This window comes from Parafilimonas terrae, assembly GCF_900115755.1.
GTDB classification, from domain to species: Bacteria; Bacteroidota; Bacteroidia; order Chitinophagales; family Chitinophagaceae; genus Parafilimonas; species Parafilimonas terrae.
The window spans coordinates 760,316-773,672 of the sequence record NZ_FOXQ01000001.1 but is presented as its reverse complement, the minus strand read 5'-3'; the positions used below and the strand labels follow the sequence as shown (position 1 = coordinate 773,672).

Annotated in this window: 16 protein-coding genes and 1 riboswitch; of the genes, 6 read left to right on the top strand and 10 right to left on the bottom strand. The window is 38.1% G+C overall.

What is annotated here, in order from left to right; translation table 11 throughout:
• Positions 1-446: 446 nt before the first annotated feature.
• Positions 447-908: a GNAT family N-acetyltransferase gene (locus BM015_RS03370; protein WP_090654459.1), complete on the top strand. Its 462-nt coding sequence runs from the start codon at positions 447-449 to the stop codon at positions 906-908.
• Positions 909-1,153: 245 nt separating this feature from the next.
• Here BM015_RS03370 and folE read toward each other — a convergent pair whose 3' ends face one another.
• The 7 genes from folE to BM015_RS03335 form a co-directional block, all read right to left on the bottom strand.
• Positions 1,154-1,750, bottom strand: a complete 597-nt coding sequence (folE, locus tag BM015_RS03365) for a GTP cyclohydrolase I FolE (protein ID WP_090654457.1) — start codon at positions 1,748-1,750, stop codon at positions 1,154-1,156.
• A gap of 24 nt (positions 1,751-1,774) precedes the next feature.
• The gene (locus BM015_RS03360) at positions 1,775-2,188 is read right to left on the bottom strand and encodes a 6-pyruvoyl trahydropterin synthase family protein (protein ID WP_090654455.1); all 414 of its coding nucleotides are present in this window, start codon (positions 2,186-2,188) and stop codon (positions 1,775-1,777) included.
• Positions 2,189-2,191: 3 nt separating this feature from the next.
• Positions 2,192-2,689, bottom strand: a complete 498-nt coding sequence (locus tag BM015_RS03355) for a 6-pyruvoyl trahydropterin synthase family protein (RefSeq protein ID WP_317040510.1) — start codon at positions 2,687-2,689, stop codon at positions 2,192-2,194.
• A gap of 175 nt (positions 2,690-2,864) precedes the next feature.
• Positions 2,865-3,434 carry a hypothetical protein gene (locus BM015_RS03350; RefSeq protein ID WP_090654453.1) on the bottom strand — a complete coding sequence of 190 codons (570 nt, stop codon included), beginning with the start codon at positions 3,432-3,434 and terminating at the stop codon, positions 2,865-2,867.
• On the bottom strand, positions 3,431-4,690 hold the full coding sequence (locus tag BM015_RS03345) for an LVIVD repeat-containing protein (RefSeq protein WP_177191795.1): 1,260 nt from the start codon (positions 4,688-4,690) through the stop codon (positions 3,431-3,433). The genes BM015_RS03350 and BM015_RS03345 overlap by 4 nt, the downstream gene beginning before the upstream one ends.
• Before the next feature lie 57 nt (positions 4,691-4,747).
• Positions 4,748-6,175 carry a hypothetical protein gene (locus BM015_RS03340; protein ID WP_090654449.1) on the bottom strand — a complete coding sequence of 476 codons (1,428 nt, stop codon included), beginning with the start codon at positions 6,173-6,175 and terminating at the stop codon, positions 4,748-4,750.
• Positions 6,138-6,698: an RNA polymerase sigma factor gene (locus tag BM015_RS03335; protein WP_090654447.1), complete on the bottom strand. Its 561-nt coding sequence runs from the start codon at positions 6,696-6,698 to the stop codon at positions 6,138-6,140. The genes BM015_RS03340 and BM015_RS03335 overlap by 38 nt, the downstream gene beginning before the upstream one ends.
• A 117-nt stretch (positions 6,699-6,815) precedes the next feature.
• Positions 6,816-7,036, top strand: a riboswitch (cobalamin riboswitch).
• 118 nt (positions 7,037-7,154) lie between these two features.
• On the opposite strand from BM015_RS03335, the gene BM015_RS03330 reads away from it, so the two are divergent.
• From BM015_RS03330 to BM015_RS03320, 3 genes are all read left to right on the top strand, one after another.
• On the top strand, positions 7,155-9,014 hold the full coding sequence (locus tag BM015_RS03330) for a TonB-dependent receptor plug domain-containing protein (protein WP_177191794.1): 1,860 nt from the start codon (positions 7,155-7,157) through the stop codon (positions 9,012-9,014).
• 88 nt (positions 9,015-9,102) lie between these two features.
• Positions 9,103-9,294 (top strand): cysteine-rich CWC family protein, encoded by a 192-nt coding sequence (locus BM015_RS03325; protein WP_090654443.1) that lies wholly within the window; start codon positions 9,103-9,105, stop codon positions 9,292-9,294.
• Between the two features lie 33 nt (positions 9,295-9,327).
• Entirely contained in the window at positions 9,328-10,041 is a 714-nt protein-coding gene (locus BM015_RS03320) for a Dph6-related ATP pyrophosphatase (RefSeq protein WP_090654441.1), read from the top strand.
• 105 nt (positions 10,042-10,146) lie between these two features.
• Here the strand turns inward: BM015_RS03320 and BM015_RS03315 are convergent, their stop codons facing one another.
• The gene (locus tag BM015_RS03315; protein ID WP_090654439.1) at positions 10,147-10,716 is read right to left on the bottom strand and encodes a MarC family protein; all 570 of its coding nucleotides are present in this window, start codon (positions 10,714-10,716) and stop codon (positions 10,147-10,149) included.
• 76 nt (positions 10,717-10,792) lie between these two features.
• Between BM015_RS03315 and BM015_RS03310 the strand changes: the two genes are divergently transcribed.
• Positions 10,793-11,287, top strand: a complete 495-nt coding sequence (locus tag BM015_RS03310; RefSeq protein ID WP_090654436.1) for a thioredoxin family protein — start codon at positions 10,793-10,795, stop codon at positions 11,285-11,287.
• 142 nt (positions 11,288-11,429) lie between these two features.
• Here BM015_RS03310 and trmD read toward each other — a convergent pair whose 3' ends face one another.
• Complete coding sequence (gene trmD, locus BM015_RS03305; RefSeq protein WP_090654434.1) at positions 11,430-12,113, bottom strand: tRNA (guanosine(37)-N1)-methyltransferase TrmD; 684 nt, start codon at positions 12,111-12,113, stop codon at positions 11,430-11,432.
• Positions 12,114-12,154: 41 nt separating this feature from the next.
• The gene (locus tag BM015_RS03300; RefSeq protein WP_090654432.1) at positions 12,155-12,547 is read right to left on the bottom strand and encodes an RNA-binding S4 domain-containing protein; all 393 of its coding nucleotides are present in this window, start codon (positions 12,545-12,547) and stop codon (positions 12,155-12,157) included.
• Between the two features lie 152 nt (positions 12,548-12,699).
• Between BM015_RS03300 and BM015_RS03295 the strand changes: the two genes are divergently transcribed.
• Positions 12,700-13,155: an FKBP-type peptidyl-prolyl cis-trans isomerase gene (locus tag BM015_RS03295; protein WP_090654430.1), complete on the top strand. Its 456-nt coding sequence runs from the start codon at positions 12,700-12,702 to the stop codon at positions 13,153-13,155.
• The last annotated feature ends 202 nt before the right edge of the window (positions 13,156-13,357 follow it).

Here is a 13,357-nt window from a genome sequence, read left to right as displayed (position 1 = left end):
GAAATTGGCAATAGAATTATCCCGGATTTACAATAGTATTACAGAAACCGATTACGAAAAAGACACTACTTTCTTTATTTATGCTGCATCTCTTGTTATTTGTCTCTTATCGCAGCAATAATATTTTGTCTTATAAAATAATGATTTCAGGGCTAAAATAAGGATTTTGTTTATTTTAGCAATCGATTGCATTATTTTTTTTAAAATTAATGCAATCTGCAATTCCGTTTTGAACTGTAAGGGCGCAAACTGCCTGTTGGTTAAGCAGGCAGATTAAGAGATTGGTAAGTTGTATAAATAATTTTGTCTCATAAATAAGCAATCAGTTAAAAACAGCTTTAGTCTTAAAGCTGTTTCTTATATAATCATATACTAATTGTATTTTATCTTTTATATTGTAAAAATGATTTTTGAGACAGCGAGATTAACCGTTCGTGCATTTACGCATGATGATGCCTTGCTTTTTTTTCAGGGTAAACGGCAATGAGGAAGTGATGCAACATATAAGAAAGGCCTTAACCAGAACAGAATCAGACAAATTCCTGGAAGAGAATATTCAGTTTTACAAACAAAACCCTCGCCTGGGCCGGTGGTGCGTTATGGAAAAAGCTACCAATTGCTTCGTTGGCAGTTTTGCACTCGTTTATCTTCCTTTTGAAGATGAAAAATATAAAATACAAATCGGTTATGCATTGGTGCCTGATGCCTGGGGTAAAGGCTATGCAACAGAACTAACTATGGCGGGTATAAATTATTATTTTGCAAACCAGGCATCCAAAACCTTGCATGCTATAACCACTTTAGAAAATGATGCTTCAAAAAAAGTGCTGCTGAAATGCGGGTTTACTGAAAATGGAATAAAGCAAAATGGAGCAGGAATGGTGCAGCGATTTATCTTAAAAAAATAGGCCTGCCCTGAAAAGAGCTGGCCGTTGCTAACCTATGAAAAACACCAAGTTAAATATCTTATGTATTAAGTTGAACTTATTTATGTAATCAGTTGCAAAGATAATTGCATTATTAAAGATAATATTGTGTCAAATGACACAAACTCCGCACATTTTGTCTACCAACCGTTTTTAACACACTGTTCAATTGCAATTTAATAGTTGGAATTATTACCATTTTAGCATCAAAACTTTATAAACATGCATTAATCAAGATCGGCTGCAATAAGTTTTAAAAATTCGTTGCGGGTTGGATATTTTTCAAACTCACCAAAGAAAGCAGATGTTGTGGTTACAGAATTTTGCTTCTGAACGCCACGCATCATCATGCACAAATGTTTCGCCTCAATTACCACTGCCACGCCAAGTGGGTTTAAGGCTTCTTTTATGGCATCAAGAATTTGTGTTGTAAGCCTTTCCTGCACCTGCAGCCTTCTTGAAAAAACATCTACCACCCTTGCAATTTTGCTTAAACCGGTTATATAACCATTGGGGATATAAGCAATATGCGCTTTGCCGAAAAAAGGCAGCATGTGATGTTCGCACATGCTATAGAGTTCAATATCTTTTACAACAATCATCTCGCTGATGTTTTCATGAAACTTGGCTGAATTTAATATGGCAACGGCATCCTGGTTATAGCCCTGCGTATTATACAACATGGCTTTTGCAATACGCTCCGGCGTTTTCAGCAGGCCTTCACGCTGTACATCTTCGCCAATACTTCCGATTATATTCGCATAACTTTCCTTTAAGCTGTTAATGGCTTCTTCATCATAATAAATTTTCTTTTCGTATAACATCGATCTCCTTTTATATTAGATTATTTATGCAGGGTACTCTACAAAATTTCTTTCAGTTTCGTACAGGCGCACCCGCAAATCAAATTCGCTGTTTATTAAAGGCCGCAGTATTTTGTAAATGATAATAGCAATATTTTCTGCAGTGGGGTTTAAACTTTTAAACTCTTCAACATCGAGGTTGAGGTTTTTATGATCGAAGCGTGCTAAAACATTTTCCCGGATAATATCGCTCAATTCTTTAAGGTCAATTACAAAACCTGTTTGCGCATCCGGCACACCGGTTACTTTTACTATCAGTTCATAATTGTGGCCATGATAATTTGGGTTATTGCATTTACCAAAAACCTTTTGGTTGGTAGCTTCATCAAAAGCATCGTTATGCAGGCGGTGCGCTGCATTAAAATGTTCCTTGCGGTAAACGGCTACTTTTTCGTTCATAATTTATTCTCCAAAATACTCTACATAAATTCTTGGTGTTTCATATAGCTTTAAGCTGTGTAAGGTAACATTTGCAGGAATATGCGGCTGTAACTGCTTCCATATTTCAACTATTAAATTCTCTGTGCTGCACATTTTCCCTTCAAGGAATTCTACGTCGAGATTAAGATTTTTATGATCGAGCTTTTCAATTACATGCTCTTTTATAATACGGCTTAGTTGCTTGGCATCCATTATAAAACCGGTATCTATATCTGGAACGCCTTTTACGGTTACAAAAAGCTCAAAATTGTGCCCATGCCAGTTTTCATTAGCGCAGGCCCCGAACACGGCCTCATTTCTTTCCTTGCTCCACGCAGGATTATATAGTTTATGCGCTGCATTAAAATGCTCCAGCCTCGTTAAATAAACCATCGCTGCTTTAAAAATTTGCGCAAAGTTACGGCAAACGCAGGCTTTTGGTGCAAGCTGCAAACTGCGGGCTTTGAGCAGTGAGTACATGAGGTTTACCGTTCAATCATTTTCGAAATATACAATATTCAACAAAACAATAATCAATGTTCAGTTTTAAGCCTCTGCAAATTGAGCATTGAATTATTGAACATTGAGTATTGAATATTTTCTTAAATCAACGACACTGATTAGTAAACCATTATTTAAAGCTGAAGGTTGCTTGCTACCATATTGTCCAGCCTGCCATTACAGCAAGTCTTCTGAAAGTATATTTATTGATTGTTGGTTTTTGTTCCGGGCAGGCAACAAAATCGCAGTAGGTGTATAACGACTCATTTACTTTCTTTAATGAGAATGCCGCACTTAATGTTAATGTGTTTCGTTTAAACAAATAAATTGAATAGCCGGCTCCGGCATTAAAATAAAACCCGCTTTTATATTCAGGATTAAAAAAAGAGCCGGCCTTTTGATGATCCTGCACCCATTGAAATTGCGGGCCTGCATCAGCAAAAACAAAAGGTGAGTTTTTGCTTTTAAGAATATCTGCCCTTAGGTCAATAAAAACAGGTATCGTTCTGAAAACATAATTATCGATACCAGCACCAATACCTGCGGAAATTTGTTTCCATCTTACACCATTTATTGTTTGCACACCAAAGGAAGGCTCTGTTTTTCCTGCCAGTAAACCGGCCTGCAAAATGCTTTGAAAATGCATGGGCGTTTTCAAAGCATTTTGCGCTGTTGCATTGTATGCAAAACCAAGCAGCAGCAGGCTTGCAATAATTTTTTTCATTTTTGATTGATGGAAATTTTACTTAACAGCTTTACATTATTTGTATTGGAATAATCATATTGATACAAACCGTCACCTGCGGTTACAAGTGCAATTTTATTCCATGCAATAACATCGTTTGCTTCAAAACCGCCGATTGTTTTTAATAGGGAAAGGTTATTAATGTCTGCCGCATTATAAAGTTTTAAACCATCCGCTCCATCGCAAATAAATAATAAGTTGCCGTCTTTTGTAAGGCCGCGTGGATTAGTGAGGCTGTATGTTTTAATTAATGAGGGATTGGTTATATCTGTTGCAATATCTAATATCTCAAGTTCATTATTAAAACCCTGGCAGGCGGTGCCGGAGCGCAGCGTAACAAACGCATTGCTGTTGTCTGCAATAACGGGATCGCATGCTGTAAAATGGCCAAACTGACCGGTATATGTGGGTATGCCGCCGCCTGCAACTGAATAAATAAATATACCGTTGCTTGTACCTATAAACAGGTTATTGTTTGAAGGATATATTGTTTCTACAACGCCTCCGGTCACAGTAATGGCTTCATCATGTATGGGTTCCGGATCACTGGCATTGGTGATATCGAAAGAATGGAGCGCATAATAATCCACCGTATATAAGTAATCGTTTAAGACTGTAAAGCGTGCAGTGGAGCCTCCGATGCCTTTGGAAGGCACTGCTGTTGTAAATACCTGTGAAGAATTGGGCGTGGCAACATAATCGTAAGCTATCCAGCTATTGTATGTATCGCAATTTACCAGCGTATCCGTCATTATATAATCAACAGGCACTAAAACAGAATCAGGATTTACAGTAGAAGTATAATAGTAATAATAGCTTTGTCGCGGAAATACATTGTTCTTAAATGTTTTTGAAACTGCATGTTTAGGATCTGCAATATTCAATACAACAAGGTCGCTGTAAGAATCAGCATATAAATAATTACCTTTTATAGCAAGATCATAATTACCGGGAATATTAATGAAGGATATGTTTTTAGGATTGGATGGATCGCTGTTATCAATTACATGAATGCCTGCACCTGGCTCGTTTAAAAAGATATAGTTTTTATACAGGTAAATTTTACCGGCAACTTTTACCGGCTGCGCTGCTTCTGAAGCAATGCCGGCACGTACCTGCGTGAGCGTTTTAAAAACCGGTTTGTAAATGCGGTGAATGCTTTTGCAATCGTCTTTAAAACATCCTGCAAAAAGGATAATAATGAGCAGGAATGAAAGAGGGTAAATTTTTCTCATGGCCAAGGTTTTATATCCTGACATGAGCAGCATAATGAACGTTGTAAAATTTCGTTATTATTTTTTATGAAAAAGCAAGCCGGCTTTTAACCCGTAAGTCATGAAATGAAAATTGCCGTTGTCTTTATTCTTTGTAAAGTTTGATAAGCTGTAAGAAATCTGCGGACCTGCATAAACAGATGTGGTTTTGCCTGTGTTGAATTTCAAATTAAGGCCCGCCTGCAACTGCAATTGCGTTTTGCGCAGCAGGTCGTCATTTGAAAAATAAATATTACCCTGTTCGTTATAAATAAGCGAGTTTGAATTAAGCAATTGCCGCACGGAAAAGCCTGCATTATAACCAAATGCAAACATTTTCCGCTGCAATAAGTTCTGCTGAAAAGAAACGGGCAATTCTATAAAATTATATTTATTGATATACTCCTTAACCACGCCCGGCCGGTAATAATTGTTCACCATATAATCAGGGCTTATTGCATAATTGGCATTAACCACACCGCGTACATTAGATGCTGTTGCAAGATGCGTAAAGTTTAATCCTGCGTTTATTGAACTGTTCTTTGATATGCTGCGTTGCACTTCAAATCCAAAGCTGTAAGCGCTTGACGAAGTGTAAGCATATTTGTTAAAAACAGTATCACCGCTGATAATGGCTGTTGGTGCTGTTAATGTTGGCGCACTTAATGCAGACTGCCGGTCAGGTTTTCCAATACTTCCTATGCTTTTCACCGTACTGTTGGCTCCATAAAAAGCATTTACGCCCCATTGCCATTTGGGAAGTTTATTGCTTTGTAAGGCTGGTTTTGCAATTTGAATATTATCGTGAGTATTATTGTTTGAATCGTTTTTAGCAATGTTATTATCAGGTTTATTAACCGGGTTTTGATTGACGGCCTGAATTTCTTCAGAAGTTGCTTGCTCTAAATCTTTTTGTAATGCACCAGCTTTATCGTCATTACCCTTAGCATTTGTTATAACATCGCCGGGCTGATCTTTGCCATCTAAAGAATTGTCTTTTGTTATGCCTGCTGAAATACCAGTGTTATTTTTTTTGATGCTTTTGTTAATGCCAGCAACCTCATTCATTTTTTTGCTAATGAAGTTAACCCGGCCTTTGTCTGTTGGCAATGAAGATTTGCTGTTATCAGCATTGTTCTTTTCAACTTTATTGTTTATGGAAGCTACGCCAGAGTCGTTTAAGACAGCGCCATCTTGTGCAATACCTGCATTGCTATTATTTATTGCAACTGTATTTTGTACTGTATCTTGTTTATTGCCTGTGTAATAAAATAGCAATCCCGCAGCAGCCAAACCTGTTGCCAGCAAAAAAATGAAGGGCAGCCTGCGCCGGCGCTTCTCCTTTAGCCTGCGGCTTATTTTTGCCCAGGCTTCATCGGACGGAGCCGGCTTAAAGCCCTCCATCAAATTTTTCACCTGTTTTTCAAATTCATTTTCCTGCATACCGCTGTTGTTTAATTTTCTCATTTCTTTTCTCAATCCAGGCAACCATCATTGTTCTTGCCCTCGCATACTGCGATCTTGAAGTGCCGGTATGTATGCCCAGCATTTCACCAATTTCCACATGCGTAAAACCTTCCACTGCGTGAAGGTTAAAAATAGTCTGGCAACCGGTTGGCAATTGTCGTATTAAATCTGCCAGTTCTTTTGCCTGCAAATGAATAATCGGATTTTCTGTAGATACCGGGTGAAGATGGTCTTCTTCATATAACATTTCTGTGCTGTAGCGTTTACTTTGCTTAAGATAATTCAAGGCTGTATTTACCATAATGCGCCGTATCCATGCGCCCAGCTCGCCCTCCTGCCGGTAGTGTTGAAGATTGCGAAAGACCTTTATAAAACCTTCCTGCAAAACATCTTCCGCATCGGCTGCAGATTTAGTATATCTATAGCAAATGCCATACATGTCAGCTGCAAAATGATTATATAATTGTTTTTGCGCTTCCGACTTTCCTTTAAGGCAATTCTTTACAAGTTCTTTATAGTCCATCCGGATGTTTAGCTGACAATGGCAAATGATAAAGCGTTGCAATAACGGCTAAAATTTTTGTTGCCTGCAGGAAATTTTATGAAAGGAAAATCATTCCGTTTAATATTTTCAAATAACTACATTTGCCGCCGGTTTGGTTTTGAAGGATGAAAAAATTTCATTTAACAAATTAAAAGGGAATCCTGTTAAAATCAGGAGCTATCCCCGTAGCTGTAAGCTTTGTGAATTGTGCCTTATTCACTATTCACCTGCTGAATATAAAACCACTGTTCAGGAAAGAACGGGAAGGGTTTCAGCAGCCGGCAAGCCAGAAGACCTGCCAAACAAATATTATCTGGGCTTTCGGGTGAAAGGCAGAATGATAAGGTCTTACTGCAGAAGACATTTTCATTTCTATTATTCTTCACGAAAGTTCATTCTTCAACAACTTTTAAAACATTCAAAAGAAGAATGAGCATGAAAAAAATCCTGGTTACAGCAATTGTATTAGTGCTTACACAATTTTTAAAAGCACAAACAGATTCATCGGAAAATTTATTGGATGATGTGGTGGTTACGGCAACAAAATCGCCCAAAAAAATGAGCGAAACAGGCAAGGTTGTTAAAGTAATTACCAAAGAGCAGATTGAGCGCAGCGGCAGTAAAGACCTGGCGCAAATATTAAACGAACAGGTTGGCGTTACCATGAATGGAGCGACGAGCAACCCCGGCAAAGACAAATCATTATACCTGCTTGGCGCAACGGATAAATACACGCTGATCTTATTGGATGGTATTCCGCTAAACGAACCTGCGGGTGTTGGTGGCAGCTTTGATTTACGTTTGTTATCGCTCGATAATATTGAACGCATTGAAATTTTGCAGGGCAGCCAAAGCACTTTATACGGTTCCAATGCAGTGGCCGGTGTTGTAAATATCATTTCAAAAAAACCGGAAACAAAGCAGCCGCAGCTAAACGGTTTGCTTACTTATGGCAGCTATAACAGTTTTAAAGGCAATGCCAACATAAGCCAGAAAACAAAAGTGCTGGAATATAATTTGAATTATACTTATTATAATACTGACGGCATAAGCGAAGCAAAAGATACAACAGGCAAAGCGGGCTTTGATAAAGATGGATTTACGCAGCATGCCTTGCAGGGAATTATTGGTATTAATGTAACGGATAAGTTTAAGCTTTCTCCTTATTTCCGTTACACGCATTTTAAAGGTGGTTACGATGCCGATGCATTTATTGATGCACCAAATACTTATATTTCTTCGCTTATAAATACAGGCCTTAACGGCAATTATAATTATAAAAGCGGCAGCCTGCATTTTAATTATGGGTACGATTTCACAAAACGTGATTACAGGAGTTCGTATGCTTTTCAATCAAGCGGGAAATTCAATCATGCAGAAGCATACATTAATCAAACCTTTAGCAAGCACATACAAATGGTGGCAGGGTTGAATTATCAATCTTATACAATAAAAGATGTTGATACAACCAACACTATCATCAGCCCGTATATATCTTTCTTTTTGCACAGTAATAATGGCTTTAATCTTGAGCTGGGTGGAAGGTATAATCATCATAATCAATATGGCGATAATGTTACCTACAGTTTTAACCCTTCTTATCTTATAAATAATACGGTAAAAGTTTTTGCAAATGTTACAAGCGGTTTCAGGGCGCCTTCCATTAGCGAACTGTTTGGTCCTTATGGCGCTAATCCGAATTTAAAGCCCGAAAAATCAAATACGCAGGAAGCAGGCTTGCAAACTTTTTTTCTTGAAAAAAAATTAGCGGTTACAGTTAACGGCTTTAATCGTTATATAAATGACGTAATTATTTATGGCGCCAATGGTTATGAAAATTTAAACAAACAACATGATTATGGTGTACAGGCCGAAGTGAATTATAATAATAAGAATTTACAACTTAGCGCATCTTATGCTTATATAACCGGTAAGCTTACTGATAAAGCTTCAGGCAAAGACACAAGTTGTTTTAATCTTGTTCGCAGGCCAAGGAATGCTGTTAAACTGTTTGCCGGTTATAACATAACACCATCTTTATATGTAAGCACAACTTTGCAGGTAACAGGCAAGCGCACCGATAATTATTTTGATCCGAATACCTTCTTGTCTTCGCAGGTTGATTTAAACGCTTACACTTTATGGGGCGCCTATATTCAATACAGTTTTTTGAAAAAACATTTGAATGTTTTTGTTGACGTAAAGAATATTATCAATAACACAAACTATTATGAAGTTTATGGCTATGCAGTACAGGGTACAACTGTAAATGCAGGTCTTCGTTTTAAATTGTAAAAATTTATAGAGAAATATACAGCGGGGTTTAGCTCTTTAAAAATGTTTATTTCGGCAGTTTAAAGGTTTTGAAAGAGGAAAATATTTTATGCCTGTACATGAAGAAAAAATTTGTCCGCGTTGCGGTCGTATCTTTGAGTGCAAAGCAGGCAATATAACACAATGCCAGTGTTACGGCATACAATTCAGCATTGAAGAAAAGGCTTTCATAGAAAATCGTTACCGCGATTGTTTATGCGCAAATTGTTTGCTGCAGCTTAAAAACAGGCATGTTGTTTAAAGAAAAATATTTACTCAAAACAAAATAAACATATTGAAGACACCTTCATTTTTTAACTGGAGCGGAGGAAAAGATGCAGCATTAGCTTTACATAAAGCATTGCTTTCGGGGGAATACGATATTCAGTATTTACTTACAAGTTTTAACAGTGTTCACAACCGCGTATCCATGCATGGTGTGAGAAGGTCTTTAACAGAAGCGCAGGCTGCGGCTATTGGATTGCCGCTGGTGCCTGTAGAATTATCTGAAGACCCGTCCATGCAGGAGTATGAAACGAAGATGCGTGAAGCATTAACTGCATTAAGAGATAAAGGCTGCAGTAAAGCTATTTACGGTGATATTTTTTTGGAAGACCTGCGTGCATACCGTGAAGAAAAACTAAAGTCCGGCGGCCTGGAATGCGTTTTTCCTCTTTGGAAAACCGATACATCTGTTTTAATAAAAGAATTTATAGATACCGGTTTTAAAGCTGTTATTGCATGCGTGAATGCGGCTTTTCTTGATAAAAGTTTTTGCGGAAGATTGATAGATGAATCTTTTATCAATGATTTGCCAAAGAATGTTGACCCTTGCGGCGAAAATGGCGAGTTTCATTCTTTTGTTTTTGACGGACCAATCTTTAAACAGCCCGTAAGTTTTAAGCAGGGAAGAACAACTTATAAACAGTATGAAGTTTCAAGATTGAATAATGTGGATGATGTAAAGAAAAAATATGGATTTTGGTTTTGCGATCTTGAAATGGTATGAGTTGATAAACTGAATACCCGGCCACTGGTAATTTAATGGAGTTTTGCCACAGATGCACAAATTAAATCTGTGCATCTGTGGCAAATAAATTATTTATTCTCCTGATTATTTTCCAAATGCCTGCAGGCTGCTGCCGAATATTTTTACCGCGATGGCAAGCAGTATAACGCCAAAAAATTTGCGTATTGCAATCAGGCCTGCTTTACCCAAAATTTTTTCCAGCCATTTTAATAAATGAAGGGCAGTGAAAATAATTACAAGGTTTATCAGTATGCCAATAAGTATATAATTATCTTCAAAATTTGCTTTAAGCGACATAATAGTTGTGAGTGTTCCCGTACCTGCAATCAGGGGAAATGCAATAGGCACCAGCGTCCCGGTTGAGCCCGGTTCTTCTTTAAAGATATCAAGGCCCAGCACCATTTCGAGCCCAACCAAAAACATAACAATTGAACCGCCCACAGCAAAGGAATGCACATCTAAATTCATTACTTGCAATATGGGCCTGCCGGCATACAAAAACAGTATCATTAAAACACCGCTTGCCAGTGTTACTTTCCATGAATTAATCTGGCCGGTTTTATTTTTTTGCGCTATAAGCACAGGTATTGAACCGATAATATCAATAACAGCAAATAGTGTAAATGTTACTGTAAGTATTTTATTTAATTCCATACCGCGGTTTATGCAAAGTTAATTTCGTTTGCAAGACGTGAAACGATGAATACATTTGTGTCAAATTAAATTTACAATGAAAGGAATTTTATTTACGCTGGGCCTGTTTATTTTTTTACAGGCGCAATCTCAAAGCACTGATACGGCGCATTTATATAATCCTAAAGCTGATGCTGAAAAAGAAATTGCTGCGGCCGTTAAGCTGGCAAAGTCAACCGATAAATATGTATTGATACAAGGTGGCGGCAACTGGTGCAGTTGGTGCAAGCGCTTCAGTATAACTGTTGCCAACGATGCAAAACTTGATTCAATAGTGAATGCAGATTTTGTGGTTTATCATCTTAACTACAGTGAAGAAAATAAAAATCAAAAACTGTTTGCCAAATATGGATACCCGCAACGTTTTGGCTTTCCTGTTTTTATAGTTCTTGATGAAAACGGCAACCGCATTCACACGCAAAACTCTGTTTATCTTGAAGAAGGCAAAGGTTATAATAAAGAAAAAATAGCCGATTTCTTTACAGCCTGGAGCCCGGCAGCATTAGACCCAAAAAATTATAACGGGAAATAGTTGTAAATAAGCAATGCTCAATATTCAACAATCAATAATCATTTCGCGAATGTTTTACAATTGAATATTGATTATTGCATATTGAACATTGAGTGTTTTTTTAACAAGCATTATTAAAAGTTGAGAAAGTAGCAGCTTCGATTTACTCATCATCTCCTAAAAGCTCCGGCCTCTTCAGCCTGGTAAGTTCAACCGCCTTATCATGGCGCCAGGCTTCTATTTTTTTAGGGTCGCCGCTTAACAAAATTTCAGGCACTTCCCAATCCCTGAATTTAGCGGGCCTTGTATAAACCGGCGGCGCTAACAGATCATCCTGGAAAGAATCGAATAACGCAGAAGTTTCATCATTCAGCACACCGGGAATTAACCTGCCAATAGCATCAACAATAATGGCAGCAGCAAGCTCACCGCCGCTTAAAACAAAATTGCCAACAGAAATTTCTTTGGTTATATAGTTATCGCGTATGCGCTGGTCAATGCCTTTATAATGCCCGCAAATAACCAGCAGGTTTTCTTTCAGCGAAAGCTGGTTGGCCATTTTTTGATTGAACACTTCTGCATCAGGTGTCATGTAAATGATCTCGTCATAATTTGTTTCGAGCTTCAGTTCATCAATAGCGTTTGCCAAAGGTTCGCACATCATTACCATGCCTGCCCCGCCGCCGTATTGATAGTCATCCACCTGGCCATAATCATTTACCGCCCATTTTCGCAAATTAAACAGCCGCACAGTAAGCAGGTTTTTCTCCTGCGCCCTTTTCATGATGCTGTGGTTTAAAGGACTTTCCAGCAATTCGGGCAAAACAGTAAGAATATCAATCTTCATCCCGCAAATATAAATGGCTGCAGCAGTGCGATGTTTTCTAATTAAATATCATCCTTAAATTCATCCAGGTCGCGCCTTTGTTTTTTAGTAGGCCTTCCGGTTTTGCTCAGGCGTTTGCCCGTATAAAAACTGGCTGCTTGCATCTGCATTTTTTCTTTTTCTTCTTCGGGCGTAAGATCAATATAATATTTAACGGCCTCGGTGTATTGCACACGATGATCAAGCAGGCCACTCACTTGTATCAGCCATTTTCTGTCATTTGTTTTAACGGCATATTTGTCGCCAACGTTTACATTTCTTGAAGCCTTTACAGGAGCATCATTCAGTTTAACGCGGCCTTTTTCGCATGCTTCAGAGGCTTGCGCCCTTGTTTTAAAAATGCGGATGCTCCATAAATATTTATCAAGCCTTAACTTTTCTTTTTCCTCTTTCATTAATAAATGGATTGAATAGTTTGCTAAAATAAAACACTTCACACTTTATTTTTCGGGTGCATAATTATTAAACAATACATTTGCCGCAGGCCTATCTTATAGTTCCGCACACAATTTGATTGTAAATTATTATTCATCATAAAAATTATTTTATGCAACAAGTAAAAAAGGGTGACCAGATAAAAGTACATTATCATGGACGCCTTACAGACGGCACGACATTCGACAGCAGTGCAGGCCGCCAGCCGCTTGAATTTGAAGTGGGCAGTGGTATGGTGATAAAGGGTTTTGATGAAGGCGTAACCGGCATGGCTGTTGGTGATAAGAAAACCATCTCCATACCCGCTGATGAAGCTTATGGCCCAAGGCAGGAAGAAATGGTAATTGAATTTCCGATTAAAAATTTTCCACCGGATATTACGCCTGAAGTTGGAATGACCCTGCAAATGCATGGCGACAACGGCCAGGAATTACCGGTTGTAATTACAGCCATTAATGAGGAGTCTATTACGCTTGATGCAAATCACCCGCTTGCCGGCAAAGAGCTTGTATTTGATCTTGAGCTGGTTGATATAAAAGGTAAAAGCCCGCTGATTATCGCTCCTTAAATTTATGCACTTTAAAGTTTAATGTTGCTGTATCTGCGCATGGTGCCGCAACATTAAACTTCTTTTTACTCTTTTATTTGTAATGCCACCTGGGGGAAATTGCAGGGTTTAACTATCAGCAGAAATTATTAATTCTTTCAGCCTGCAGGTTAATGTGCTTCGTTTTCATAAACTAAGTAAATTGCTATTGCTTATGCTTATT

Bases quoted from the DNA above. Each gene is read 5' to 3' on its own strand.
- BM015_RS03370 (WP_090654459.1), top strand. From the start codon at position 447: ATGATGATGCCTTGCTTTTTTTTCAGGGTAAACGGCAATGAGGAAGTG.
- folE (WP_090654457.1), bottom strand. From the start codon at position 1,750: ATGTTATACGAAAAGAAAATTTATTATGATGAAGAAGCCATTAACAGC.
- BM015_RS03360 (WP_090654455.1), bottom strand. From the start codon at position 2,188: ATGAACGAAAAAGTAGCCGTTTACCGCAAGGAACATTTTAATGCAGCG.
- BM015_RS03355 (WP_317040510.1), bottom strand. From the start codon at position 2,689: ATGTACTCACTGCTCAAAGCCCGCAGTTTGCAGCTTGCACCAAAAGCC.
- BM015_RS03350 (WP_090654453.1), bottom strand. From the start codon at position 3,434: ATGAAAAAAATTATTGCAAGCCTGCTGCTGCTTGGTTTTGCATACAAT.
- BM015_RS03345 (WP_177191795.1), bottom strand. From the start codon at position 4,690: ATGAGAAAAATTTACCCTCTTTCATTCCTGCTCATTATTATCCTTTTT.
- BM015_RS03340 (WP_090654449.1), bottom strand. From the start codon at position 6,175: ATGAGAAAATTAAACAACAGCGGTATGCAGGAAAATGAATTTGAAAAA.
- BM015_RS03335 (WP_090654447.1), bottom strand. From the start codon at position 6,698: ATGGACTATAAAGAACTTGTAAAGAATTGCCTTAAAGGAAAGTCGGAA.
- BM015_RS03330 (WP_177191794.1), top strand. From the start codon at position 7,155: ATGAAAAAAATCCTGGTTACAGCAATTGTATTAGTGCTTACACAATTT.
- BM015_RS03325 (WP_090654443.1), top strand. From the start codon at position 9,103: ATGCCTGTACATGAAGAAAAAATTTGTCCGCGTTGCGGTCGTATCTTT.
- BM015_RS03315 (WP_090654439.1), bottom strand. From the start codon at position 10,716: ATGGAATTAAATAAAATACTTACAGTAACATTTACACTATTTGCTGTT.
- BM015_RS03310 (WP_090654436.1), top strand. From the start codon at position 10,793: ATGAAAGGAATTTTATTTACGCTGGGCCTGTTTATTTTTTTACAGGCG.
- trmD (WP_090654434.1), bottom strand. From the start codon at position 12,113: ATGAAGATTGATATTCTTACTGTTTTGCCCGAATTGCTGGAAAGTCCT.
- BM015_RS03300 (WP_090654432.1), bottom strand. From the start codon at position 12,547: ATGAAAGAGGAAAAAGAAAAGTTAAGGCTTGATAAATATTTATGGAGC.
- BM015_RS03295 (WP_090654430.1), top strand. From the start codon at position 12,700: ATGCAACAAGTAAAAAAGGGTGACCAGATAAAAGTACATTATCATGGA.